Below are 25,258 nucleotides of genomic sequence, written 5' to 3'. Positions count from 1 at the left end.
GTTTTAAAAGAGGAACGAGGCGCCTAAAGAAACTGTATTGGAGATATCTGGAGTAGTACTTGTATCTTCAAAGGTTTTAAACGCACCATAATCATGTTCATTTTCATATTCAACAAATAAATTGATACCGGGTATAAGACGGTAATAGGGCCTTACAGTATAACGCATTTGATTCAAGCCCCTGCCAATTTGAGCATTGACTACTGTTTTGGTTGCTAAAATGCTGCGAATCCCTGTTCTGATCAAGAAATTATTGGTAATTTGGGTATCTCGAGATAGTTCAATATCAAATTTAGCGCTGCCACCATAAAAATAAGTTCTTATATCCGTATCAATGAAAAATGGCATTAACCCTTCCAAACCAAGACCTGCTTGCCAATAAGGTTGTGAGGCAGGTTGATTAAAATAGTTCACTCCCCCTTTAACCGCCCAAAATTGACTGATTAGATGCCAGTAAAATATATCAATATCCGCGTTTTCAACCGTGCTCTTATAAAGTTCGGCGTCATTGATAAATAATTCCAATTTATTGTAGTCAGGGCCATACATGCCCTTGTAAGTAAGCTGTTGTGCATTATGCAAAGGATCGGCACTCACATCCACAAAAGTTGCAAACCAAAAACCTCCTCCATGGGCCATGGGATGCTTTACTAAATGAAAATTAATCGGTTTGCGTGCTTCATCGACCCGTAATGGGGCGATTATAATAATTCGTATTTTTCTCAATGTCTTCCGGTTTGGCTTTGTGTTCAGCGATTTCAACTATGGTTGTATATTGAAAGACTCGGTTCATCCCGGTCATCATATGATAAAGCATATGGCAATGGAAAAACCATTGGCCGCTTGCATCAGTGTCTACATCAGCAGTTATGGTGCCTCCCGGGGGAACATCAAGTGTATGCTTCAATGGATCAAAGGCATACTTTCCAGTGCGTAGAATAAACCAATGGCCATGAATGTGCATGGGGTGATGCATCATGGATGTATTTGTAAATACAAAACGATAGCGTTTACCAGGTTTCAAAGGAATCGGTTTTGCTTTATAACCAGGCACACCATTGATGAACCAAATAAATTGCCCCATGTAGCCAAATAATTCCAGATTAATGACCCCCTCTACAGGTTTATTGGGATTATTGGTTGGGATTGCGGCAGTTAGATCACGATAATTTGTTTCCAGTGAAGTCATATAGGATGAATCAGAAGGGGCTATTGTATCTTTAAATCGAGTGGGCTCAGTGGGCATTTTCATACTCATGGAATGACTCATATCCATGCTATGGTCCATTTTCATGTTCATGGAATGATTCATAGGCATGTTATGGTCCATTTTCATGGAGTGCATTGGCTTCATTGAAGATTTTGCTGTGTTTTGCTTTTGTTGATTCATGGGTAAGGTGCCTTGATACATGCCACCCATCATAATGTTCATCATTTCTCGAGTGACAGGGATGGGCTCTGAAAATGGCTTTACTTGACTGTAGTCAACGATTTGATTTGCCGCTGTTTTTAAAGCACCATATGCAGTTCCTACAGTATCTTTTGAACCTGCATAAATAATATAGGGTTCATTTTTTTCTATTCTAACTAAAACATCATAGGTCTCAGCAGGTGAAATTGTTAATTCTTTAAGGGAATAAGGTTTTACATCGTTTCCATCAGCTTGTACAACTTTCATCATCGATCCAGGTATTTTGACCCGGAAAATCGTACTGCTTCCTGCATCAATAAATCGCAGGCGAACGATATCACCTACTTTAACGGGTGCGGTCCATGGATCTGTATTAGGATGGCCATTCATTAAAAAAGCATCAAAAGCAACGTCACTTATATCATAAATGCTCATGCGCATTTGTTGCATGCTTTTATAATCATCAAGAAGGCTTTGTCGTTCTTTTTTAGATGCTTTTTGATAATCATGAATAAATTTTACCAGCGATGGTTGTAGTGGAAAGCGAGGAGCATAATAATCCCCATCTTTTTTAAGATTGGCTAAAACATGCTCGGGTTTGGTATTAATCCAATCTGATAAAACAATCACATAATCATTAGTATAAGCATAAGGAGATGGTTTCTTGGGATCAATCAAAAATGCTCCATACAAACCCTGTTGCTCTTGTAAGCCCGCGTGGGCATGGTACCAATAAGTACCGGATTGCTTTAAAGTAAATTGATAGTGAAAAACACCACCCGGTGGAATTTCAGTTTGAGATACACCTTCTACACCATCCATTTGCCAAGGAACCAAGACACCATGCCAATGTATGGCCGTTCCTTTATCGAGGTGGTTGTACACATTAATCGTTACCTGATCCCCTTCTTTAAAATGTAAGGTAGGTGCAGGAATTTGATTATTGACAGCAATCGCTTTAGCTGGCCTATTCGCGAAGTAGACTGTTTTATAAGCAATTTCTAAATTGATGACTTTGTGTGCCGCAAATGTGGGATAAGAGCGTAAAAGTGAAAGGAGGCATAATAGAGTAATAAAATAATATTTTTTAAATTGTGAACCATAAATATTTTTTATCATCTCGTTTTCCCTTTGCATCAGGCTAATGCTCTGAACTTAAATCCAGTTCTCAAATTTTACAGACTAGTACAATATCATTTGCATCGTGATGAAAACAGAGGAATATTTGTGGTTTTTGCAGGAAATGTATTTTGGCTCATGCGAAACAGTAACTTATTACTCCAAAATGAATTACAGAAAAAATTTAAGTAATTAGGTTCAGTACGTATTTTATTTTCACAATGATCTTGAAGCGCCGATAGAACGATCTATTCTAGCAGCCTCATCAATGGATTCATTTTCAAGGCTGTATGTTTTTTTAATTGAAGATACTTCAGTTATTGCATTATTTGTAGCAATCTCTACCTCTTTTGAGGATAATTGCAAATGCTGTTGCAATCTCAGCAATCCTTGTGAAAAACTACTTATTAGTCCGCTACTTGCTTCTGATAATGTTTTTCCTTGATACGCGTTGTTAAGCATGGGAGCAGAGTATGGTTCTAATTTTTTTGCGACACTCATTGCTTGAAATGATAGGAGAGGTAAATTCAGTCCAACCAAGTTAGATTGATTTTGATATTTAAGTAGTTCTTGATAGACATTTGATAAGAGTAGGTAACCTGCTGATAAATGATAATTTGCGGCAATTTTGGCATAGAAAATTATCTTTTCTGCAATTTTATCATCAAATTTATGTTCTAATAAATCCAACCCACCTTTGCATAAAGCGTTTAAAGCAAAAAAGCACCCATATAGACCTGAAGTTACCAAATATTCCTCAGCATCTTTATAAAATTCTTCCGTATGCTCTATATCCATATCCTTGAACGTTTTCCTAAACATCTCATAAAGATAAAGTCCTTTTAGTAAGTCAAAACATGAGGGAACGGTGGTCATTGGGTGATATTCATGCACGGGTTTATGATTTAAGGCAGCTGTTTCTTTGGGATTAATACCACAAAGGCGCCATATGTCTTGCCAATAAGCTTCTAATTCAGGTGATTTACAGACCTTATCGATTTCCGTGTCTACTATTGCGAGCCTAAAGACCAATGCTTGATCTAAGTTTTTAATTAGTTTATTACAAAAATCGGAACCAAATCGTTTTTGTAGGGTCAAAATCTTAACTTGCTGAACTTTTTCTTGAGTATTTAACTCAAGAAATTTAGCTAGTTTCATGCTCGGCATCCAGTGAGTTATTAGGTACATTAGTGAATTGTTAATGCTTCATCTTTTTCATGAAAGATAATAAACCGAGTTATTATACTTTCATCCCGTCAACTAATTGTACACCGTGTGCTTCCTTTTCCAAAGCAGCAGCATTTGAAGATGTTTTATTTCCTACAACTGTTGAAACAAAGACAGCTGCATCATCCGTCTTTCTTTGTGGGCCAAGCCAGGACAAGAGTGGTTGCTTGCTTTTAGATGGAGAAGGAGTAAGTTCACTCGCTGTTTTTAATACCAGATGTCCATGCCCTTTGAGCTCGATAATCTGATCCAGTTTATGGGTTTTTAAAAGATCTAAAATTATTGAACGTGATGCACCACAAGTACTTGTTTTTCTTGCTTTTAATAGCTCTTTTACAAATTGCTCCGCTTTTGTTTTTTCAACTCCTGCATTTTCAAGAAATTGGGCAATCAAGTAATGACTATCCATGTTCGCGTTGATACTTCTGGGATTACAACCACTCCAAAAGTTATAACATTTGATTTGTGCTCTGGAAGGAGCCATTGTGCCAGGTCCTACATCACCACCAATATTTTCAGATCGGAGCCATTCCCAGGTTGCAGCCAGATATTCCTTTTCTCGAACTGCCATTGCTGCTGCACCGAAGAAAATTACTTTTTTATCTGCTGAGCTTACATTGAGCAGCATGCCATTTTTATCATAAACAAGCGACAAATCAGTTTCAGCTTCTTTACAAATACTTCTCATAAGACTGTCATCTTGTCCAATCGAGTAAATTAATTGGTCGCATTCGATATTAAATGTTTTTATCGTTGTGGTGTCTGGCGTTACCGTTCTAAAAGATAATAATAATTTACCGTTGGTTTGAGGTTCAATTTTGATTAACTCAGCTTGCATTAACTCAGAACGTGATTGCGCAATAGTTAAAGCAGTAGAAGCAAGTCTGCCATTACCTGCTTTTTCAAATTGCTTTGCAACCCAAATAACCGAGTTTTTTTGGTTTGTTTTATTAAATTCCAGATCCTCAGTAAACGCATCGTGACCAAAAAATCCTTTTCTATAGCTGGCCGCAGCAGTTCCGCCTCCTCCGTAAACCACAATTTTTCTAGGTGCTGTGCTTTTTTGTTCTTCTGTACCTGTTAGAATAAATTGATTGCCATCTACTACAGGCGTAAATCCTTTTGTTGAATCAAAGCGATTTAAGCGTTCAAATTGATCCTGAGCGAGTAATGAACCTGAAATGATGTTTCGTGCAGGACCAAGTCCTGTACAAATATTTATTTCATTTGTATAGATATTTTTTATTCCATCAGGTGTTTTTACAACTAAACGATACTCTTGTTCTGGAACTTTCCAGTCCTTCATATGATTACTTCTTTTTTCAATCTGTAACACATGTGCTCGTAATAAAGGAGCTTCAGTTAACCCAAGATTTGCTTGGTTTGCCTGATATACATGTCGACCATTAATGTGGTGATTTTTTTGGTAATGTTCTGTTATTACATAAGCAGAGGGGTTTTCCTGGGTTGTTGTTTGTTCAAGAAGGCTATGAGGTTGCGCCAGAGTATAATTGTGTTTCCAGCTGCCTGCGTTTGCACCGATCATTAAAACAGGAGGAAGTTGGCCTTTTGCTAATTTAGCCTGACTGGTTCCATGATGCTCTTTGAATTTCTCAAGCCAAAGGGTAGTTCCAGTATCACCAGACCCGATAATGATTTGTGGAACCACAGCAAAGTCTTTATCCTTCAACACATGCAAAATATCTTTATTGATTCGCTTTTCATTCTCTAAAGCTATTTCAAGTCGATCATAACCCTTTGTCAATTTTGACAAATCATCTTCGGGAAGAGTGGTTGATTCAACGCTCTCATTTTTCTTTAGTGCAGCGGTTAGAGCAACTTCATGTTCTTCTTTTAAATTGATCTTATAAGCATACACATTATTGTAGGTTGCAATTGCTTTTTTGAGTATTTCAAAACATTCTTTAGGAGTATAATGTTCTTTAAATATTTGGGGATTTTTATGGATTTGTTCAATAATCTTGTCAAGATTAACTGTTAGGTCATGAGTTGTGTGAATTAATTGATGATTTAATACAGTACAAATGTAATTTAGTTCATATTGACGTATATCTCGGGGAATGGTTGTTTTACCCATTACTTACCTCAGTGAGTCGATTTTAAATTGAGCATAATGGGCGATTATTGTATCATCGAAATATTAAGAGATTATTAATTGAACATTTTGGGTTGGTATTTTCCTTTTTACAGACAAGGATTGTTTTAACGTTTCGATCATGAAATTTTGAAACAGCTGGGAGTGGTTTTTATCAATGTCACGAACTGAACGATTATTAGACTTAATTCAGCTATTAAGACGTCATCGTTTTCCAGTAAGCGGAGTATCACTTGCGCAAGAGTTAGGGATTAGTCTTCGTACTTTGTATCGAGATATTTCAACGCTGAAAGGACAGGGCGCTCCAATTGAAGGAGAGGCGGGTATGGGGTATGTGCTACGTTCAGGATTTACCCTCCCTCCGCTTATGTTTACTGCGGATGAAATCGAAGCTATAGTCCTTGGCTCACGTTGGGTTGCGGATAGGACAGACACCCAACTTAAATCTGCAGCACAAAATGCCCTGGCTAAAATCGCAGCGGTGCTTCCAAATGAATTGCGTGAACAGTTAGAAATCTCTGGACTCCTTATTGCTCCGGGACACATCGCTGAAAGCAAGGATTCTGATTTAATTTTGATTCGAAAAGCAATACGATTGGAGAAGAAACTTCAATTGACCTACCAGGATGTCAATGAAAACGCGTCACAACGAATGATTTGGCCATTGGCTCTGGGATTTTTTGATCAGGTCCGTATTCTTATTACATGGTGCGAGCTAAGGCAGGATTTTCGACATTTTCGAACAGATCGCATTATTGAATTAAATCTCACAGAAACGAATTATCCTGAACGTCGCCAAACCCTTTTAAAAAAATGGAAGGCACTGACTATAAACAAGCCTCATTAAATGGACGTTTATTGCAGCGCAGCGGAACCCGGGATCGAGAAGTAATCAAGCCAAGATCCCGGGTTCCGCTGCGCTGTACCCAGGCTACATTATATATTTTCATTGGAGGAGCCATAAGGTTGGTATTAAATATTCGATTGCAAACGTGTTATTTCAGTGATTCCGCTCCAATCTTTGTTTTCCATATGATGAGCTAAGGCGATAATAAATTTATCTTTGATAATGTTGGCTATATCAGGAACAACTCCTACCTGAGTGAAAGCTTGTTGAAATAAATTTAAGTCTTTCAACCCTCCTTTCATATCAAAATTTACATCATCAAAGTCACGTTCTTTGATTTTATCGACATAAAGTTGAAATGCGGGGTGAGCAAATACAGAATGAAACAATGTATTAAGAATAGATGTATCAACTTCGCTTTTTTCAGCAAATGCATAGAGCTCTCCCATAGCTTCTATTGCGGTTACAAGAAAATAATTCATGCATATTTTAATTACATTTGCTTGAAAAGGTTGTGAACCTACAGAAATTACTTTGAGGGAGTATGCGGCAAATACGGGTTTACATTGCTCAATTATTTCTTTCTGACCTGCAACAAGCGTCGTGAGCTCGCCTCGTGCAGCCACTTTGGGGACACCTAAAACATTTGCAGCAAGGTAGATACTGCCTTGTTTTTTATGCAACTCACTTAATTTTTTTGATGTTTCGGGCAATATAGTTGATGTACCTACATGAATAGCCTCAGGATGCAACTTAGGAATAAAGCTTTTAGCCGCTTCTAGAACTGCATGATCATCAAGAAGGCAAGTAATAATAATTTTTGCATCTTTTACAGCCTCTTCAATAGTGTCTGCTCCTTTAGCACCCGCTTTAACCAAGGGTATCATTTTTTCGGCTGTACGATTAAACACAGTTAAATTAAAACCGGCGGCTAACAATCGTTGAGCTAAAACTGAACCCATTTTGCCTAGACCTATCAACGTAATCTTCATAATTACTCCTAGTAATTGATTTATTTCTTAAAGAATACTATAAAACTATTCTTATAATCATACATTTAGTGGCAAATATCATGCTTGAAGCATTTAAAAATAACCTGAACCATGTTAGCGTTCCACCTTTTCTATATGGTACTGCCTGGAAAAAAGAGAAAACCCAAATGTTAACTCTTCAGGCATTGGAAAATGGATTTATTGGAATTGATACAGCAAATCAACTGAAACATTATTTTGAAGAGGGCGTTGGACTTGGGATCCAGCAATTCTTAAAAAATACAGGGAAAAGCCGTAGTGATTTATTTTTGCAAACAAAATTTACTCCAGCCCATAGTCAAGATCATAACAAACCTTACGATGAAACAGATTCTTATAAAAATCAGGTAAGGCAATCTTTTTTAAGTTCCTTAGATCACTTACAAACAGATTATATTGATTCTTATATTCTGCATGGACCCACTTATTATTCTGGACTTGTACGAGATGATTTAGATATTTGGAAAGCTATGGAAGATTTGTATGATGAAGGAAAAGTCAGGTTGCTTGGTATCTCCAATGTGGATCTGGAACAACTGGAGGCTCTTTATAATGCAGCGGTTATCAAGCCTTCACTGGTGCAAAATCGATGTTTTGCAAGCAGTCACTGGGACTCCTCAATCCGATTATTTTGTAAAAAGCACGGCATACTCTATCAGGGATTTTCCTTATTAACCGCAAATCAATCTTATTTACTCACTAATACGATGTATGAGCTTGCTAAACACTATAAGAAATCTATACCACAAATTGTTTTTCGATTTGCATTACAAATCGGGATAGTGCCTTTGACGGGTACAAGCAGTCAGCAACATATGAAAGAAGATTTGGATTTGGACTCATTTGAACTTTCTTCGGCTTCATTAAAACTCATTGAGGATATCAGCAGATCATAACTCAGCAAGTTTGGGTTTGCTCTTGCAACGTGTTCACAGGGTTGTCTCTAGCGATAGCCACAGATTTTTAAAAGTAATATCTTGTTAAACAGCAACATACCGCGCTAAAGCGCAGTACATTGGCGAAAAAATGTCTTAGTTTTTATTAGTTGGCTAAAGCATCCATTCTTGATACATAACTTAAGTCATACTCCGACGGGAACCAGGCAGCAATACATCAAGCTTATATTTTTTATCTGTAAGCAAAAAAACTAAAGCTTCAGGATCGCGTCATCTACTGATGTCAATGTGTCATAAAAGTAAAGTTTATGGCGCTCACGACTCAATTGTGATAAATCATTTCATGTCTTAAAAATAGGCGGAGTACATATGATTGTTGCAGTATTTTCTTTAGGGCAATTTATTTCTTCAAAACTGGATGTATTAAAGTCAGGATTTCAGGAATGGTTTAAAACCCAGAAGAAAGAAGATGTTACCGGTGAGATGGTTTGGAAATGGATGGCTGATAATTTGGCGCCTTTAAGAATAGGAGAAATAACCCTCAAGCAATTTTGTGACAAATTTAATGAACATTTTAAAGTAAATATAACATTTAGTGAATTCAGTAAGATTTTTAATTCCATGTGCAATCTGGATAAAGCATCATTGGAGCGGGTAGAAAAGTTTAAAGGATTTTTAGATGCACACGATGGCGTTAAATTCGTTCTCGTGTCACACACCAATTATTCTCATTTATATTATATTTTGTCGCAACTTCCAAAGTTAATTCCAGAAACTGCAGTTATTAGTGATGATAAGTGGTCTGAGAGTGAAAACATTTTGTTTGCTCCATCAATGTCCTCAAAATGTACTGATCATCCTGATACACTCAAGTATGCATTGAAAAAACTTAAAATAGATAAAGACGATCATGTTATTTCCTTTTTAAATACAATCAAGGCATATGACCATCTCAATTTCAGCTATGTTGATCCAGGTAAAGATCTGGAAAAAGTTGCCGAGACGGTTGAGAGTTTGCAAGAATCAAAAAAAGCGGTTGTTTATGGTGTATAAATAACACATTATTCTTGAGCAGGGAAAACAGCCAGTTCCCTGCTCCAGTTTCACTTCATGACCGTATATGCCTCTTCATGAGCCTGCACGAAAGGATAAAAAAAGGTTGCCTCATGTTTGTTATAAAACATGTTGGTGAGAAAAGAGTTGGGTATTTTTTGAAATTGCTTTAGTGTAGACAACTCAATTTTACCTTGTAATTTTATAGTGAAAATCATTTGCTTTGCCTTCCCAGACTCTATCCATTTCATAATGAGTGCGTAAGCACGATCGGGATAGCAAGCTACATCAGATAAAACCCAATCATAGTTTTGTTCCAATTGCGTTGGATCGAGAGCAAAAGCACTTTGTTGTAGGGAAGTAACTCGGGGTAATTGTTCAATTTTAGGATCCAGTAACGCTTTATCAACAGCAGTTACTGATGCGCCCAATGAGTGCATGACATAAGTCCATCCCCCTGGTGAAGCGCCTAAATCCAGGGCTTGATCACCTGGTTTTGGATATGTTCCTAAGAGCGTGAGTGCCTCCCAAAGCTTTAAGTAGGCTCGATTGGGAGGGTTTATTTTATCTTCAACAAAATAGCATTTTCCTTGAGGCCATTTTTTCTGGCGTTTTGTGCTATAAATCAATGTATTATTATCTAACAGACTAAAGGCACCTATTGATGGAATTTCAGAATCAAGAGGAAAATGACGTTCGAGTGTAGGAAGCTTACGCAATTGTTCTTCGATTAATCGTGAGCGTCTTATATGAGAAATGGGATGTAAGTACCAGAATTTCCCTGCTTGGCGCAAAATTCGTACCGCTTCTGAAATGGATTGGAAAGTTACTTCTTGTGGTTCCAACCAGATATCTTGTGCAAAGCATGCATCCAGTCTTTTATGAGATGAAAAAATTAAATCTTCTGTTTTATATGAAACATCGTCCAATTCTTCCGAAAGAAGAGAAATAAATTCGGGTTTGGACACATAAACAGCAGCAATTTTTTTTTCCATAAGTCGAATGCCTAAAATTTGGTTAAAAAAGGCAATCTTACCATTATGGGCTTATGGGAAACGAGCCCTACGTAGTTAAAAATCATAGTATAGTAAATAGAGTTTGTACTATACTGAATAAAATTAATGATGTGGACCATTAAAGGGAATTAAAATGGAAAAAAAGACGGTTCTTATTACAGGTGCTCTTACTGGAATTGGTAAAGCAGTTGCTTTTGCTTTTGCCCGTGAAGGTGCAAATATCGTAATTTCTGGACGTAAACAAGAAGTTGGGGAGTCTTTAGCAAAAGAACTTCGCACTCTTGGCGTAGACGTAGTGTTTATCCGAACTGATGTACGGTACGATGATGAAGTAAAAGCACTTATAGACGACGCAGTAAAACGTTTTGGTCATTTGGATGTAGCTGTTAATAATGCAGGTACAGAAGGAATACCTGGGCCGTTTATAGAGCAGACCATCGAAAATTATCATTCCATTTTTGATACAAATGTTTTTGGCGTTTTTTTATGCATTAAATATGAGCTCAAAGCAATGATGTCACAAGGTTCTGGATGTATCATTAATCTTTCATCAATCGCCGGCCAAAAAGGGCTTCCGGGGGCATCAATTTATTGTGCATCGAAACACGCAGTTGAAGGGTTTACAAAAGTTGCTGCGGTTGAAGCAGCTGCAGCCAATGTGCGAGTCAACGCAGTTGCCCCAGGTCCAATTAGTACGGATATGTTCGAGCGTTTTACCGGCACTGAAGAAAATAAAGCGGCTTTTCTCGAAATGGTGCCTTTAAAACGGGCAGGCCGTCCTGAAGAGGTGGCTCAAACTATTGTCTTTTTGGCTTCAGATAAGGCATCTTACATTACAGGAAAAGTGCTTGGAATCGATGGTGGCATGTTCTAACTTTCAAATAACACTATAAAATTCCTTTAAAATTCGTGCCGCTGATAATGCAGTGCTATGAGTATGATCCAGAGACGGTATCATTTCACTTATATCCATTCCAATAAAAGTAAAATGGTGTTGTAGGATATGCAGTAAGCAAATGATCTGGTTAACATCAGGACCTCCAGGATAAGGACTTTCTACTGCGGGTGCACATGAAGGGTTTAGCCCATCGAGATCAATAGAAAAATAGAGGTGTTTTAATCCATAAAATTGAGTGATAATTTTCTGTGCCATTATTTCCAAAGTGTTATTGCAAAATTCGCGCCCCATGATAATACCTATGTCGGGTTGATAGCAGGATAGTGCAGATACCTCACTTTCAGTAAACTGCCGGATACCCATTAACATAATTTGACGAGGAGTTAATGAAGGTAATAAAAACCCATGATGTAATATGGAGCTGTATGAGAGTATATCTTGCGCTTCACAATCAGGGTGCGCATCAAGATAGATTACCCCATACTCGCCAGGTATTGCTCGATCTAAGGCTTTGAGTGCGGCATATTTAATGACATGATCGCCGCCCAGGCAAATGGGTTTTTTGTTCTTTTTTATTAATTCATAAAAATGGGTTGAAACAATTTGTATTTCATTGGCTGAGGTATGGTCTGCTATTTCCAGATTTCCTGCATCCCACAGCCCATCTCCTGATTTGAAATTTTCTGGAAAGGAATACAATCGATTATCCACTCTACGAATAAAATCCGCTGAAAATTCGTCTTGAATTGATGTAGAGGAAAAGGTGGGCGCTGTTCCAGCGCTTTGGGTATTGACGCCAAAAATCACAACTTCGGACCTTTCATAATCACAACAAGTAGCATAGTTCAATCGGGGCATTTTAAATCTCCATTCTTTAGTTTACGAGTTATTGTAATTTGCGATTTTTGATATGTATAATTCATTATTTTTATAAATTGATAAATAATTTTGATATTACTTGACGCTCAATTAGTTGCTTTTGAAGCAATTGTTCGGGAAGGCACAGTCCATGGTGCTGCAGAATCTCTTTTTTTAACGCAAACAGCAGTCACACAGCGGTTACGTCAATTAGAGCAAAAACTCAAGGCCACATTATTTATTCGCAGTCGTCGAGGCATGCTATTAACTGCTGAAGGAGAGCAGCTACATCGTTACTGTCAACGTGTAACCGAGATGAGCAGTGCTGTATTAACACGTATTCAGGGAGCCGGAACTTTATCGAATTTGCGGGTCAAAATTGCTGGTCCAACAAGTGTAATGCGTTCTCGCATTATTCCTCAATGTAAGGAAATAATGAAAGAATTTCCTAAGTTACATATGTCATTTTTAATTGATGACCATATTGATATAAGTCATCAGCTCAAGTCTGGAGCCTTTGATTTAGTGATTTTATCCCCAGAACATGTGACACATGAAATGGTAAGCAAACCGTTAGAACCAGAACAGTATTTATTGGTCTGTTCGGTGCAATGGGCGCATCGTAAGCTAATTGATATAATCTCAAATGAAAAAATAATTGATTTTGGACAAGACGACCAAATGACTTTTTCTTATTTGAAAAAATATGATTTATTAAAATACATTCAAACAGAGAGGCATTTTGTCAATAATACAGAAAGTATTGCGCAATTATTTATTAATGAATTGGGTTATGGCGTTCTTTCCAAAGAGTTTGCTGCTCCCTATATTAAGTCAGGGGAATTACTCGTTATTAACGAGAATAAATCCTACCTTAATCCTATTTCGTTAGCTTGGTATCCAAGACCTGAACAACCAGACTACTTTTCTGCAATAATACATGCCATAAAATAATATATGGGGTTCTAGCCGAGAACCTCAAAAATTTCCGGAAGTTTATCCATTTACAAGATAATTTATCGCATAATAATCCTTATGCGATAAATTTTCTATTAACCATATTCATGTTGCAGAAATGAGGTTCTAGTTCGCATTTGTCCTGTTTCTGTAATTTAAGTCATAATTGGTCATGGCTTCAAGGCCTAAAGCCGCGCCAAATTTCTGTGCAGCAGAAATAAAGCTGCAAAAAGCGATTAATTCTGCAATTTCTGCTTCAGAAAAAAAGTCTTTTAATCGTGTTATCTCGTTTTTATCGACAGACTCATGCGTTATTGCAAAGAGATTAGCAAACCTTAATGCTTCAATGAGGCGTTCGCTTTGTGGATCTTGATCAGGCGGCCCCGCCTTTGCCATACAATAATGACATTGATTATTAAAGGCTAGAGCACGTCTCACTTGCTCTAAAAAATCAGCATCGAATGTTTTACTTTGGAAAAAAGCGGCTTCCAACTTCCCCCATTGATTCAGTATTTCAGGAGCGTGCCCCAAAAGACGTTCAAAAGGAGTTACTCCGTGGCTTGATAATTGGATGAATGACATATTAATTTCACCTTATTACTTATCCGGTGTGGAAAGTATATCCTTATAGGGGAGAACTTAAAATTTAAAATGTTATTTAAAATTTAGATGGGATTAACTATAAAACATGATGCTGATGAAAAAGACATTGTGTCTTTTTCATCAGTTGTTATTTATTTTACATACACAGTACTAGCGGCTGGACCATCATTGCTTTTTGCTTCAACAAAAGAAACTCTTTTTCCAACCTCTAACTTATTAAAATCATAATCGATTACACTTTTACTGGTAAACCGAAGCCTTCTACCATCAATTGTTTCAATAAAACCATAATCAGCAATAGGCGCGATTTCGCGAATAAGTCCCTCAGGAGGGAATTCGTGATGTTTAACTTCACCCCGTTGTTTATGAACGTATTTTTTAAGTTGTCGTGTCATAGCAAGAAACTTATCTCTTATTGCAACATAGACGTCTTCATGAGCATGATTTTCTGAAAGATCTCGATTTACTACCAACTCTGCATTGGGAACCATAAGATCAATACGTACATGAAAAATCCTCCCTTTATTATGATGCCGATGCGTTTCAATGCTTACATTACAATTTATAATTCCGTCAAAATACTTCCCTAATTTTTCAGCATGTTTACGTGCATTATCCTCAATAGCTTGAGAGTGCCTTAGATTATTAAATACTATTTGTATAGGAAAATGTGCTGAATTTTTCATTGTTTGCTCCTTATATCGTATACATCAATATCGTTTTTAAAGCTATGTTCTTTGTTTTGCTTCTTTTTTTTGTTGAAGCTTAACTACATCAACTACGTTGACCATTGTTTCAGCCAGAATTTCAATAAAATCATCTAGAGTAATTATGCCTATTAAGGCGTTGTCATTATCAACAACGGGCAATCGACGGATTTTTTTTGAATGCATCATTTCAAGTGCATCAAAAAGGCTGTCATTTTCAAAGACATAGGTAAAAGGTTCTGTGAGAATATCTCGGACTAACAATGAGTCAGGCTTAACTCCTGCTGCCATGACTTCAATTACCAAATCGCGATCGGTAACAATGCCTATAGGCACCTTTTTGTTCTCTTGTTCTTCAAGTAAAATCAGATCACCAACATGATAGGAGCGCATGAGTTCTGCAGCATTTTTTACTGATTCATTGCTGTTGATAACAACTACATTCCGGTTACAGTATTCGCCAACTCTCATAAAGGTCTCCCAAAATAATAGTTGTATTAGTTTTGCTTCGTAAACAAAGTACGTTACTCAACAGAAAAGTACTTCATATTCACTACGTCGAACTACGAATTGACCGCAGGGAAAACGAAAAGTTAAATAATTTATTATCTGTTTTTAGTATAGTATATAAAACCCGAACCCGGGTTGGTTCAAGCGAATTAGTCTTTATTTATGCCGATATAGAGGATATATGCGGTTGATTCTTGAGAAGTTTATAATGAAACAAATAAAGATTAACCAGTAAAAATAATAGCGTCAAACCCAAAGAAAAAAACACATTACTTCCTAATAGAATAAGGATAGAAAAGGCTAAAATGGAGCGTATCAATTCAGGAATTAAGATTTTCTGTTTGCCATTGGCGATTGAGCCAAGTATATAAAGGGTAAATAGAATAAATACTCCAATAAACCAAGAGCCTAAAGTGCTTGATGTGAATGTAAACGAAAGATAAGCATATAAACCGATAGCAAGCGCGATGTTTAGTAGCATATATAGTTTAGGAGATGTGCGATTTTTAGAAATAACAATTCTTTTTGAGATTTTTTGATTCCGGCTTTGCAAATGATGAATTATCCATTCTGGAGGCATAAAAAAAGCTTTAATTACATCCAGTTTTTTTAGGTTTTTCCCGTAATACAATACGTCTTTAATCACTTTAATATTGGCATAAAAGGGATTCCATGAGTCTAAGGGCTCGGTTACTCCGTATTCTACAAGAGCATGTTCTGGTTCGAAGGTACCAAAAAGTTTATCCCAAATAATTAAACTTCCTGCGTAGTTTTTATCTATATATTGAGGGTTTTTCCCATGATGCACTCTGTGATGAGAAGGCGTGTTAAATATTTTTTCAAACCATCCCATACGGTTAATCGATTCGGTGTGGATCCAAAATTGATAAATAGTATTTAATGAGGAAACGATGACAAACATCCAAGTCGGAAAACCAATTAAGGCCAGGGGAAGATAAAAAATCCATGACGTTAGCGTTTGCCAATACCCCTGTCTTAATGCAACCGATAGATTAAAACATTCACTTTGGTGGTGAACAGAATGTCCTATCCAAAAAAAAGTACACCGGTGGCTTGCCCGGTGATACCAGTAATAACAAAAATCAGCACCAAGCCATAGCATAAGCCAGGAACCAATCGAATGGGGGTCAATAGAAAAAAAAGCGAAGTGTTCGTATAAATAATAATAACCGAATATTATTAGCCCTCTTACCGGCAGAGCGGCAATTTCCTCAAATATACCGGTAGTGAAATTATTTATAGAATCATTGAATTGATATACATTTGATTTTTTATAATAGGCAATGGTCCATTCAATACCTATTAAAATCAAAAATATAGGCGCAGCAAATACGATTAAACTAATATCCATATCAATCCTTTAGCTTAATGTGGCTCAATTAAAATATTTTTTATTTTCTTTCAATTATATTTAGATTGTAAATGCTGAAATTAATATTTACCATTTTTTTAAAGCATTACACGTGAGCTTAAAGTATTTATGCTATGAACTTAAGAACTTGCGAAGCTCTGAGCAAAAAATATCAATTTCAGTTTCAGTATTGTAGTAGTGTACTGACGCACGCACCAAAGCAGGTAAATTTCTTTTCGCCAGATCAAGTCGGGCATATTCTTGCAACGATATTGAAACATTAATGTGTTTGCTGGCTAGGTATTGTTGAATTTCATGTGGTTTTTTTGCCAAAGAGGTAAACGTGACAATACCGCATTGATGTGTACCCAGGTCATGTAATTTTATTGAATTAATGGTACACAAGTTTTGGCGCAGTTGAGTTGCCAAATGGTTGATACGTTGCCAAATTAAAGGTAAGCCGAGTTCTAAAGCATATTCAATAGCTATTCCCAGTCCAATTTTTGCTGCAATATTTTGTTCCCATGTTTCAAATCGTAATGCATCAGGACTTATTAAGTAGTCATTATCCGCTACCCAACGCGCGGAGTGTAAATCAATAAAGGGAGGATCGCAGTGCTCTATAATTTCTTTTTTTGCATATAAAAAGCCAGTTCCTCGAGGACCACGCAAAAATTTTCGACCGGTTGCACATAGAAAATCACAGCCAATTTCTTGTACATCAATCGGTAGTTGTCCTATAGATTGGGTCGTATCAAGGAGATAAGGAATATGGTGGGCATTGGCTATTTTACCTACTTCCGCTGCAGGATTGATTAAACCTCCTTGCGTTGGTATGTGGGTTATTGCAATTAATTTGACTCGACGATCTATTTTTCTTTTGAGAGCGTCTAGATCCAGTTGGCCAGACGAGTCATTTTGAATTATTTCAATGCTAACCCCCACATGCTTTGCACGATGTAAAAAGGCTAGGTAATTACTTGCATATTCAGAAGCACACGTAAGTATTTTATCTCCTGGATTAAATTTAAAACTGTAAAAAGCCATATCCCATGCCCGAGTTGCATTTTCAAGAAAAGCGATTTCTTCTGGTTGGCAATGAATTAAGTGTGCGGCAGTCTCATAAAATTTTTGTATTTTATCTAGAGCGCATTGTGCTGCCTCATACCCACCAATTGTGGCTTCTAAATCAAGATGATCTTTAATTGCCTGGAGGACAGGTTGGGGAGGTAATGCGGCTCCTGCATTATTAAAATGCAAAACATACTTGCATCCAGGAGTTTCATTTCTTATTTGCTCTATGTTCAATTGGTCCATTTTTTAACTCACTCCTTGCTACTTTGTGATTAAGTCGCTTCTTCACGTTGATGTGATTTTAAAAAATTGATGTATTCAGTTTCATAGCCTATGCAAGCAGGTAAATGGGCAACAGAGCTAATGGTGTATTTAATAGGAGTTTCTGAGGATATATTACTTAATGCATGGGTGTTAACAAAGCAGTAATCAATGCCAAAATCTCTTGCGCCATAACCGTCATTAATAATGGAGTCACCGACCATTAACATCGAATGTTTCTCAATAGATTGTTTGCGCTTGTTCGAAATTTCCTGCATAGCAATATTAAAAATTTCTATATTGGGTTTTGCTACACCGACATCATCAGAAACAATATAGCAATCAAACCAATCATTTAATTGCAGTCGATGCTGTTTTTTTCCCTGAACTTCGACAAGGCCATTAGTAATAATACCTAATATATGTCCTTTTTGATGTAAAAACTCAATGGCAGTTTTCACATTAGATATCCAATGAGCATGGATGCAAAGATTGCTATCGTACTCATTTGCTACCTCTTCCACGGATGCAGTGCAAGAAAGTTGTTGATTTAATTGCACAAATCGTAGCAATCTCACGTCACTTGGCGTGAGTGTGTTTTCTTTAGATCCAACTTGACTCCATAGATGAGTGTTAATTTCCTTATAAACCTGCTCAAAAACAGCGTATTCAATTGTGGAATAAAATTTTTTATAAACATTTTTTAAACCCATTTGTTGGGAATAAGTAAAATCGATTAGCGTATCATCGAGATCAAATAAAATAACTTGATAGGGCATTCATGAATCCTGTTATTCATTTTACATCCAAAAATGTAAGTACCAACTCACTATATGATGGCCCCAAAATAAAGAAATGAGTCCGCTTATGCATAAAAAAGGGCCGAAAGGAATCGTGGTATCCTTAGATTTATCGTGTAAACGTAAATACAATAGGCCAATAATTGTACCACTAATTGAGGAAAGAAGTAGAATCAATGGTAAAAATATCCAACCAAACCAAGCTCCAAATGCAGCGAACAATTTAAAATCGCCATTGCCCATACCAATTTTACCCGTGAATAAATAAAATATCTTAATAAACATCCATAATCCCATATAAGCTCCTGCAGCACTTAATACCGCTTGAGGCAAAGGAGTAAACAGATTTTCAGTATTTGCAATAAGTCCTATCCATAATAAACTTAAAGTGAGACAGTCAGGTAAAATTTGATGATCTAAGTCAATGAAAATTAAGCAAATTAAAATCCAAATCGCAATCAATGCAAAAATCAATTGTACTGTGAAACCGAAATGCCAACTCGCATATAATGAGAAGAGCATCGTGATTAATTCAATTAAAGGATAGCGAATAGAAATAGGAGCTTTGCATTGGTAGCAGCGTCCATGTAAAAATAAATAACTTAAAATTGGAATATTTTGCCAGGCCTTAACTGTTGCGTTACACGATGGACAAAATGATCTTGGAAAAAATAAATTAATTGGTTGTTGATAGTCTTCTCTGATTCCAGTCAAATCATTGTATTGCTGCTTCCATTCTCTTTCCAACATAATAGGTAGACGGTAAATAACTACGTTAAGCAAACTGCCCACTGCAAGCGAGAATAGGGCGATTGAAGTATACATAAACCAAATATGATTCGTAATGAGGTCGTATATCATTGAATGATCCTGCTGAACAATGTAAGCATTTATATTGCAGTTCCCAGTTTAAAGATAGGCAAATACATTGCAACCACCAGACCGCCTACCAAGATACCTAAAATACTCATAATAATAGGTTCTAATAAGCTGCTGAGTGAGTCAACTGCATTATCAACATCTTCTTCATAAAAATCAGCAACCTTACTTAACATTTTCTCTAATGCACCTGATTCCTCACCAATAGCGACCATCTGGATCACCATATTTGGAAATAATTGGGTATTCTCCATCGCCTTATTCATTTGTTGGCCTGTAGATACCTCTTCCCTAATTGTGTCAGTGGATTGAGCGAAAATAATGTTTCCTGTAGCACCTGCTACAGATTTAAGTGCTTCAACGAGAGGCAAGCCAGCAGCAAAAGTAATCGATAGCGTCCTTGCAAAGCGAGCGATTGCAGCCTTCTCAATAATAGGACCTATTACAGGGAGTTTTAACAATGTTCTATCTACAGTTTGCGCAAATTGAGGTGAGTGTTTTAGTGCATAAATAAATGCATATATACCACCAATCAAAACTCCAAAAATTAAATACCAATAGGATTGGAAGAATTTAGACATACTCACAACTGCTTGGGTCATAGCAGGCAATTCTGCGCCAAAACCCTTAAATAAAGCCTCGAATTGAGGGACAACGAACATAAGCAAGCCAGTCGTAACAATAAAAGCAACAACCAATACAGCCATTGGATAGGTTAACGCTTTTTTAATTTTCTTTTTTATCGTTTCTATTTTTTCTTTATAAGTAGCGATTTTATCCAACATGATATCAAGAGAGCCGGATTTTTCGCCAGCATCCACTAAATTGCAGAATAACTCGTTAAAATGGGCAGGATGTTTCTTCAGCGCCTCAGAAAGCGTTAATCCTGTTTCAACATCATTTTTAATATTTTCAATTAATTCTTTAAGCCGTTTATTGGATTGTCCTTTTGCAACGATATCAAAGGATTGCACTAAAGGTATCCCTGATTCAATCATTGTCGCTAATTGACGACTAAATACCGTAATATCTCCAGACTTTACTTTTTTATTTTTTAAACTGAAAACAGGTGCACGTTTTTTAGCAATTTTATTAACGATAATTCCTTGTCTGCGCAACTCTACTTTAGCTAAAGCAAGACTTCTGGCCTCAATATCTCCATTTATTTTTTGGGCTGCTTTATTAACGCCTGTGTAATGAAAGGTTAAGGTGGTATTGGCATTTTTTTTCATTTTTTCGCGGTTTAATCAACGGTTACCCGATTGACTTCCTCTATAGTGGTAATGCCTTGTTTTACTTTCTCAAGTCCCGATTGATAAATAGTAATCATGCCTTCTTCCTGGGCGATTCTTAATATATCTAAAGAATTTCCTCCCGACATGATGATTTGACCAAGTTTTTTAGTCATAGGTAATACTTCAAACAGTCCTATTCTCCCACGGTATCCATTAGTGCACTTGGCGCATCCTCCAGCTTTATATAATTTAATTCCCTCTAAATCAGTTTCTGAAAAGCCCAATTCCAACAAGCCCGGTTTGTTGAAATCATCTCTTAATACTTTACAATGTTCACATAATTTTCGGGCTAAGCGTTGTGCAATAATAAGTGTTACTGAGCTTGCTACATTAAATGTTGCGATTCCCATATTGACCAAACGGTTTAATGTTTCAGCAGAGCTATTCGTATGTAACGTTGAGAGTACCAAATGCCCTGTTTGTGCTGCTTTAACCGCTATTTCAGCTGTTTCCAAATCACGTATTTCCCCAACCATTATGATGTCAGGATCTTGCCGTAAAAATGCGCGTAAGGCATTAGAAAATGTGAGTCCTGCTTTAGGATTGATATTAACCTGATTGATTCCGGGCACTTTAATTTCAACAGGGTCTTCAGCAGTGGAAATATTCACTTCTTTAGTATTGAGGATATTCAATGCAGTGTACAATGTTACGGTTTTACCACTTCCTGTTGGTCCAGTGACCAGGATCATTCCTTGAGGGCGTTCGATTGAATGTACAAAATTTTCCTTTTGTATTGGACTGAAACCTAAAGCTTCAATACCCAATTTTGCTGAACCTGGATCTAATATCCGCATCACAACTTTCTCACCTGAAGTAGTAGGGCAGGTACTTACACGAAAATCAATGGATCTGGTTTTGGATATTTTCATCTTAAAACCACCATCTTGTGGAATTCGTCTCTCTGAAATATCCAAATTGGACATGATTTTTATTCGTGCGGTAATGCGCGTAGATAAGCTTCCAGGTGGCGTTGCGATTTCATGTAAAATACCATCTTGTCGATAGCGTATACGATATTCTTTTTCATAGGGTTCAAAATGGATGTCTGAAGCACCTTGTTTAATCGCATCCAGAAGTATTTTATTAACGAATTTAACAATAGGCGCATCCTCTGTTATGGAGGTAACAATACTTGTTTCATGCTCTTCTTCCTCGTTAATAATAATTCCATCAAATTCAGTAGCATCGCCAACAAATTCAGACAAACCCTGAGTTTCTTGTACTGTAAGCAAATGATCAATTAATGTGCTAAGTTTATCTGCCTCAACTATAATTGCATGGGTATTGAGTCCCGTATGGAATTGGATTTCTTTTAATGAAACTTGTTTGCTTGGGTCTTCTGTTGCAAGGTATAAATTATTTCCACGATAAAATAAAGGAACCATTGAGTGGCGGCGAATCAGCTTTTCATTGACCAAACTCACAGGAATGGCATCAATATCAATACTGTCCAAATCAAGCATCGGAGCGCCGAAATTATGTGCTGCTGTTAGTGCAATTTGTGTCGCCGATAAAATGTTGTTTTTTACAAGGTATTGAACTAAGGACATTTTTTCCGCGGAAGCATTTTTGCAGAATTCAACCGCTTGTGTTTTATCCAAAAGCTTCTCAAGAACAAACAATTGTCCCATTCCATGTAATTTAAATTCATTGCTTCCTAACATAAGTTCCAATCTGCTTTGAGCATAATAGTAACTATAGTTAATCTATTGCATAAAATCACGTGTTTTATACACTTCAGTGTTTCTATCGTGTCATTTTATATAGGGCGTTTTATGTAATACATTGATCTCATATTCATTTATTTAGAAATTCCAAGCTATTTAAACTCAAATGGATTGTATGTATGTGAAACTCGTTGTATTGTAGTTCAATTCAGGATTAACTATTTAAAAGGTATTATTTTGTTGATTGAACGGCAATTAAAACAATATCGCGCCCTGAATAAATGGTTTCAATCGCCCCTTGGGCTTTTTGCTGCGCATGAATTTGTAGTGAATCTTGAACTTGAAAGCAAATACCTGCATGGCCAGACATTACTGCAATTAGGTAATTGTGGCGATAATATCTGGTTAAAAAAGTTTAATTATATTCATAAATGGATTGCATCTCCCTTTTCTTTAGCCAATAAAATTCATATTAAATGTGCTTTAAACCAACTTCCGCTGGACCGCAACAGTGTAGACTGTATTATAGCCCCCCTCACACTGGAGCCTTTTGCTAACAGTTTTAGTTTGATTGACGAGATCGACCGCGTTCTTACCCCCATGGGTTATGTTATTTTTTTAAGCATTAATCCCTGGAGCCTTTGGGGAGGGGCAATGAAAATTGGACTGTTACACTGTTATAGCGATCAAAAGGTTAAAATGCGTACTCCATTCAATTTGAATCGAATCCTTTTGCAACGAGGTTATAGACAGCATTCTCTAAGTAATTTTTGCTATATACCTCCCGTAAATAATTCATCATTAATTAAAAAATTTACTTTTCTGGATGAAATAGGTAAGATGCTTTGGCCTTTTCCTTCCGGATTTTACTGTTACATTGCCCAAAAGTATCAAGTTATAAAGCCCAACCTGCAAATTAACCCCGATGAGTCAATAAAAGATTATGAGGCGCCATTGCAGCCGGTTATTTTTTCTTCTCAAAGCCATGAGCCTTATTCATCCGATAAAATAAAAAATCATAATTATTAGAGTTTAATAAACTATTGCCTGGCAATGTATATTGCACTATTAAAATGCTATTAAAATTGTAATAGCATTTTTTCTGCACCATCAATAATCTCTTTATCTGTAAGGATTTCTTTTTTGGAATCAACAGCTGCTTTGGTCACTAAACCATATAACTCTTGAGGTAGTTGTCTCGTCATAGCAAAGAATCGTTGCTGGTTTTGTGTTGCACTTACGGGGATAGGAGTTACAAACTCATCGCGATGAAGCATCATTAATCCGGCCAATCCTTTTCTTTGTTGATTTTTGCGAAAAGGCTCTAGGAAGGTTTCAAGACTCAGTCTTTTTTCAAGCTCTTCATTAAGTTTTTGCTCGATAATATTTTTTCGAAATGGGTCAATATTATAAAATAATGTTCTTTTTTTAAGATTCATAGGGCTATTCTCTTCATTACCAGCAATCAAAGCGTAAAAGGACATCGCCTTTAGGAGATTTTTCTTGTGTTTTATTTAAATAGTTCTCAGAGCGATAGCAAAGTCATTTTTCGCTGGGTTTGAATTTCATATCAAATGGATTAGGGCTTTTAATTTCTGTTAATGTGGGGGATTCTAGTTCAACAGTTGCTGATGATTGTGTTCGTTCAGTAACTGTTTTATCAAATGTTGCTAAGCCATCCATCAATGCCTTTTGGTTTGAGCTGCCGAATTGTTCTTGACTCATATCTTCTTTTATTGTGTTATCTATCGATTTTTGACTTCCTTCATAAAGTTGACCATTGCCTGGAGAAAATACATACTCGTCTTTAGGTGTAAAAGCAATGTCATTTACAAATGAAGCGCTAATAGGTGTCATTCCGGCGCAACAAAATTGATTACAGATCGTTGTTTCCTGTTCATAAAATTTATCTTTTTGTTTTTTACTCACAAAAGAAAGAATAGGAGGAAATTCCATCAGCAGGGCTTCGCGTTGCTTTTTAAGCGATTCATCATTTTCTTTATCAAGGCACTCCGACCTAAAATGATTAATTAATGGAGACTCTTGCAGACCGGGAACCAGATTTTGGAAAAAAATCATTTTTCCTAATTGAATAGGGGCTTGTTCCTGTTTGTTTTGTGACATGATAGATTTCCTCAGTAACTAAATATGAATATAAACAAACCTTAATAGTTTAAAGATTAGCATTTATTGCATGAAATGCGAGTTGCAAAGCAATTCACACCATTTTTAATTTGAATAGATGCCCTTTGTTTTTGTATACTTTGCTTTGCCACAAGAACAGGTTAATTTTATGACTAAAAAAACGATATTCAGAATCACTTTTGCCAATCAAGAAGCAATTTATGAGGTTTATGCACATTCTGTCAAAGAAAGTGATATATTTGGATTTCTCGAAGTTGAAGAACTGGTGTTTGGTGAGCAAACTACATTGGTTGTCGATCCCTCTGAAGAGCGATTAAAGATTGAGTTTAATGGAGTAAAGCGGACATTTATTCCCATGCATTCAATTTATCGTATTGATGAAGTGACAAAACAAGGAACAGCTAAAGTAAAGGATAATCCGGGCTATGGAGGCAAAGTTAGTCCTTTTCCTGGAACAGGAAAAATAAAAGATAAAAATGAATAATTCCCTATAACCCATTCCTTTGTCCCTAG

23 protein-coding genes and 1 pseudogene are annotated in these 25,258 nt (G+C 36.6%); 7 read left to right on the top strand and 17 right to left on the bottom strand.

What is annotated here, in order from left to right:
- Positions 1 to 3: 3 nt before the first annotated feature.
- The 3 genes and pseudogenes from Lani_RS08350 to Lani_RS08340 form a co-directional block, all read right to left on the bottom strand.
- Positions 4 to 2,530: pseudogene (locus Lani_RS08350) on the bottom strand (copper resistance system multicopper oxidase).
- A gap of 216 nt (positions 2,531 to 2,746) precedes the next feature.
- Entirely contained in the window at positions 2,747 to 3,688 is a 942-nt protein-coding gene (locus tag Lani_RS08345) for a DUF5630 domain-containing protein (RefSeq protein ID WP_019232364.1), read from the bottom strand.
- A gap of 82 nt (positions 3,689 to 3,770) precedes the next feature.
- Positions 3,771 to 5,855, bottom strand: a complete 2,085-nt coding sequence (locus Lani_RS08340) for a hypothetical protein (RefSeq protein WP_019232363.1) — start codon at positions 5,853 to 5,855, stop codon at positions 3,771 to 3,773.
- 175 nt (positions 5,856 to 6,030) lie between these two features.
- Between Lani_RS08340 and Lani_RS08335 the strand changes: the two genes are divergently transcribed.
- A complete protein-coding gene (locus Lani_RS08335; protein ID WP_019232362.1) occupies positions 6,031 to 6,720 on the top strand; it encodes a helix-turn-helix transcriptional regulator in 690 nt (229 codons plus the stop codon).
- A 125-nt stretch (positions 6,721 to 6,845) separates the two neighbouring features.
- On the opposite strand, the gene Lani_RS08330 is transcribed toward Lani_RS08335, so the two are convergent.
- Positions 6,846 to 7,712, bottom strand: coding sequence for an NAD(P)-dependent oxidoreductase (locus tag Lani_RS08330; protein WP_019232361.1), 867 nt, complete (start codon positions 7,710 to 7,712; stop codon positions 6,846 to 6,848).
- 80 nt (positions 7,713 to 7,792) lie between these two features.
- Between Lani_RS08330 and Lani_RS08325 the strand changes: the two genes are divergently transcribed.
- Together Lani_RS08325 and Lani_RS08320 are read left to right on the top strand one after the other, a co-directional pair.
- Complete coding sequence (locus Lani_RS08325) at positions 7,793 to 8,647, top strand: aldo/keto reductase family protein (RefSeq protein ID WP_019232360.1); 855 nt, start codon at positions 7,793 to 7,795, stop codon at positions 8,645 to 8,647.
- 369 nt (positions 8,648 to 9,016) lie between these two features.
- Positions 9,017 to 9,700 (top strand): hypothetical protein, encoded by a 684-nt coding sequence (locus Lani_RS08320; RefSeq protein ID WP_019232359.1) that lies wholly within the window; start codon positions 9,017 to 9,019, stop codon positions 9,698 to 9,700.
- A 50-nt stretch (positions 9,701 to 9,750) separates the two neighbouring features.
- On the opposite strand, the gene Lani_RS08315 is transcribed toward Lani_RS08320, so the two are convergent.
- On the bottom strand, positions 9,751 to 10,695 hold the full coding sequence (locus tag Lani_RS08315) for an SAM-dependent methyltransferase (protein ID WP_019232358.1): 945 nt from the start codon (positions 10,693 to 10,695) through the stop codon (positions 9,751 to 9,753).
- 154 nt (positions 10,696 to 10,849) lie between these two features.
- On the opposite strand from Lani_RS08315, the gene Lani_RS08310 reads away from it, so the two are divergent.
- Complete coding sequence (locus Lani_RS08310) at positions 10,850 to 11,590, top strand: SDR family NAD(P)-dependent oxidoreductase (RefSeq protein WP_019232357.1); 741 nt, start codon at positions 10,850 to 10,852, stop codon at positions 11,588 to 11,590.
- Between the two features lie 3 nt (positions 11,591 to 11,593).
- Here the strand turns inward: Lani_RS08310 and Lani_RS08305 are convergent, their stop codons facing one another.
- Complete coding sequence (locus Lani_RS08305) at positions 11,594 to 12,472, bottom strand: arginase family protein (protein WP_019232356.1); 879 nt, start codon at positions 12,470 to 12,472, stop codon at positions 11,594 to 11,596.
- Between the two features lie 90 nt (positions 12,473 to 12,562).
- Between Lani_RS08305 and Lani_RS08300 the strand changes: the two genes are divergently transcribed.
- A complete protein-coding gene (locus tag Lani_RS08300; RefSeq protein WP_019232355.1) occupies positions 12,563 to 13,426 on the top strand; it encodes a LysR family transcriptional regulator in 864 nt (287 codons plus the stop codon).
- A 129-nt stretch (positions 13,427 to 13,555) separates the two neighbouring features.
- On the opposite strand, the gene Lani_RS08295 is transcribed toward Lani_RS08300, so the two are convergent.
- The 9 genes from Lani_RS08295 to pilB form a co-directional block, all read right to left on the bottom strand.
- Complete coding sequence (locus Lani_RS08295; RefSeq protein WP_058388501.1) at positions 13,556 to 14,011, bottom strand: carboxymuconolactone decarboxylase family protein; 456 nt, start codon at positions 14,009 to 14,011, stop codon at positions 13,556 to 13,558.
- A 152-nt stretch (positions 14,012 to 14,163) separates the two neighbouring features.
- The gene (locus tag Lani_RS08290; protein WP_019232352.1) at positions 14,164 to 14,718 is read right to left on the bottom strand and encodes an HPF/RaiA family ribosome-associated protein; all 555 of its coding nucleotides are present in this window, start codon (positions 14,716 to 14,718) and stop codon (positions 14,164 to 14,166) included.
- A 42-nt stretch (positions 14,719 to 14,760) separates the two neighbouring features.
- Positions 14,761 to 15,210 carry a CBS domain-containing protein gene (locus Lani_RS08285; RefSeq protein ID WP_019232351.1) on the bottom strand — a complete coding sequence of 150 codons (450 nt, stop codon included), beginning with the start codon at positions 15,208 to 15,210 and terminating at the stop codon, positions 14,761 to 14,763.
- 199 nt (positions 15,211 to 15,409) lie between these two features.
- On the bottom strand, positions 15,410 to 16,621 hold the full coding sequence (locus Lani_RS08280) for a sterol desaturase family protein (RefSeq protein ID WP_019232350.1): 1,212 nt from the start codon (positions 16,619 to 16,621) through the stop codon (positions 15,410 to 15,412).
- Positions 16,622 to 16,753: 132 nt separating this feature from the next.
- On the bottom strand, positions 16,754 to 17,938 hold the full coding sequence (locus Lani_RS08275) for an aminotransferase class V-fold PLP-dependent enzyme (RefSeq protein ID WP_019232349.1): 1,185 nt from the start codon (positions 17,936 to 17,938) through the stop codon (positions 16,754 to 16,756).
- 29 nt (positions 17,939 to 17,967) lie between these two features.
- Positions 17,968 to 18,735: an HAD family hydrolase gene (locus Lani_RS08270; RefSeq protein WP_019232348.1), complete on the bottom strand. Its 768-nt coding sequence runs from the start codon at positions 18,733 to 18,735 to the stop codon at positions 17,968 to 17,970.
- A 21-nt stretch (positions 18,736 to 18,756) separates the two neighbouring features.
- Positions 18,757 to 19,617 (bottom strand): prepilin peptidase, encoded by an 861-nt coding sequence (locus Lani_RS08265; protein WP_019232347.1) that lies wholly within the window; start codon positions 19,615 to 19,617, stop codon positions 18,757 to 18,759.
- Between the two features lie 29 nt (positions 19,618 to 19,646).
- Positions 19,647 to 20,867, bottom strand: a complete 1,221-nt coding sequence (locus Lani_RS08260) for a type II secretion system F family protein (protein ID WP_019232346.1) — start codon at positions 20,865 to 20,867, stop codon at positions 19,647 to 19,649.
- Between the two features lie 11 nt (positions 20,868 to 20,878).
- Complete coding sequence (gene pilB / locus Lani_RS08255) at positions 20,879 to 22,597, bottom strand: type IV-A pilus assembly ATPase PilB (RefSeq protein WP_019232345.1); 1,719 nt, start codon at positions 22,595 to 22,597, stop codon at positions 20,879 to 20,881.
- 240 nt (positions 22,598 to 22,837) lie between these two features.
- Between pilB and Lani_RS08250 the strand changes: the two genes are divergently transcribed.
- Entirely contained in the window at positions 22,838 to 23,629 is a 792-nt protein-coding gene (locus tag Lani_RS08250; protein ID WP_019232344.1) for a methyltransferase domain-containing protein, read from the top strand.
- Positions 23,630 to 23,679: 50 nt separating this feature from the next.
- On the opposite strand, the gene Lani_RS08245 is transcribed toward Lani_RS08250, so the two are convergent.
- Entirely contained in the window at positions 23,680 to 24,039 is a 360-nt protein-coding gene (locus tag Lani_RS08245) for a hypothetical protein (protein WP_136344279.1), read from the bottom strand.
- 103 nt (positions 24,040 to 24,142) lie between these two features.
- On the bottom strand, positions 24,143 to 24,724 hold the full coding sequence (locus Lani_RS08240) for a hypothetical protein (protein ID WP_019232342.1): 582 nt from the start codon (positions 24,722 to 24,724) through the stop codon (positions 24,143 to 24,145).
- A gap of 169 nt (positions 24,725 to 24,893) precedes the next feature.
- Here Lani_RS08240 and Lani_RS08235 point away from each other — a divergent pair, with 169 nt between their 5' ends.
- Positions 24,894 to 25,229 (top strand): DUF1820 family protein, encoded by a 336-nt coding sequence (locus tag Lani_RS08235; RefSeq protein ID WP_040522024.1) that lies wholly within the window; start codon positions 24,894 to 24,896, stop codon positions 25,227 to 25,229.
- Positions 25,230 to 25,258: the final 29 nt, after the last annotated feature.

Source organism: Legionella anisa, from assembly GCF_001467525.1.
Lineage (GTDB): Bacteria > Pseudomonadota > Gammaproteobacteria > Legionellales > Legionellaceae > Legionella > Legionella anisa.
The sequence above is the reverse complement of the archived record's forward strand: the minus strand, read 5'-3'. Positions and strand labels throughout refer to the sequence as shown.

Excerpts from the sequence above, each read along its gene's own strand:
- Lani_RS08345 (WP_019232364.1), bottom strand. The coding sequence starts at position 3,688 with ATGAAACTAGCTAAATTTCTTGAGTTAAATACTCAAGAAAAAGTTCAG.
- Lani_RS08340 (WP_019232363.1), bottom strand. The coding sequence starts at position 5,855 with ATGGGTAAAACAACCATTCCCCGAGATATACGTCAATATGAACTAAAT.
- Lani_RS08335 (WP_019232362.1), top strand. The coding sequence starts at position 6,031 with ATGTCACGAACTGAACGATTATTAGACTTAATTCAGCTATTAAGACGT.
- Lani_RS08330 (WP_019232361.1), bottom strand. The coding sequence starts at position 7,712 with ATGAAGATTACGTTGATAGGTCTAGGCAAAATGGGTTCAGTTTTAGCT.
- Lani_RS08325 (WP_019232360.1), top strand. The coding sequence starts at position 7,793 with ATGCTTGAAGCATTTAAAAATAACCTGAACCATGTTAGCGTTCCACCT.
- Lani_RS08320 (WP_019232359.1), top strand. The coding sequence starts at position 9,017 with ATGATTGTTGCAGTATTTTCTTTAGGGCAATTTATTTCTTCAAAACTG.
- Lani_RS08315 (WP_019232358.1), bottom strand. The coding sequence starts at position 10,695 with ATGGAAAAAAAAATTGCTGCTGTTTATGTGTCCAAACCCGAATTTATT.
- Lani_RS08310 (WP_019232357.1), top strand. The coding sequence starts at position 10,850 with ATGGAAAAAAAGACGGTTCTTATTACAGGTGCTCTTACTGGAATTGGT.
- Lani_RS08305 (WP_019232356.1), bottom strand. The coding sequence starts at position 12,472 with ATGCCCCGATTGAACTATGCTACTTGTTGTGATTATGAAAGGTCCGAA.
- Lani_RS08295 (WP_058388501.1), bottom strand. The coding sequence starts at position 14,011 with ATGTCATTCATCCAATTATCAAGCCACGGAGTAACTCCTTTTGAACGT.
- Lani_RS08290 (WP_019232352.1), bottom strand. The coding sequence starts at position 14,718 with ATGAAAAATTCAGCACATTTTCCTATACAAATAGTATTTAATAATCTA.
- Lani_RS08285 (WP_019232351.1), bottom strand. The coding sequence starts at position 15,210 with ATGAGAGTTGGCGAATACTGTAACCGGAATGTAGTTGTTATCAACAGC.
- Lani_RS08280 (WP_019232350.1), bottom strand. The coding sequence starts at position 16,621 with ATGGATATTAGTTTAATCGTATTTGCTGCGCCTATATTTTTGATTTTA.
- Lani_RS08275 (WP_019232349.1), bottom strand. The coding sequence starts at position 17,938 with ATGGACCAATTGAACATAGAGCAAATAAGAAATGAAACTCCTGGATGC.
- Lani_RS08270 (WP_019232348.1), bottom strand. The coding sequence starts at position 18,735 with ATGCCCTATCAAGTTATTTTATTTGATCTCGATGATACGCTAATCGAT.
- Lani_RS08265 (WP_019232347.1), bottom strand. The coding sequence starts at position 19,617 with ATGATATACGACCTCATTACGAATCATATTTGGTTTATGTATACTTCA.
- Lani_RS08260 (WP_019232346.1), bottom strand. The coding sequence starts at position 20,867 with ATGAAAAAAAATGCCAATACCACCTTAACCTTTCATTACACAGGCGTT.
- pilB (WP_019232345.1), bottom strand. The coding sequence starts at position 22,597 with ATGTTAGGAAGCAATGAATTTAAATTACATGGAATGGGACAATTGTTT.
- Lani_RS08245 (WP_136344279.1), bottom strand. The coding sequence starts at position 24,039 with ATGAATCTTAAAAAAAGAACATTATTTTATAATATTGACCCATTTCGA.
- Lani_RS08240 (WP_019232342.1), bottom strand. The coding sequence starts at position 24,724 with ATGTCACAAAACAAACAGGAACAAGCCCCTATTCAATTAGGAAAAATG.
- Lani_RS08235 (WP_040522024.1), top strand. The coding sequence starts at position 24,894 with ATGACTAAAAAAACGATATTCAGAATCACTTTTGCCAATCAAGAAGCA.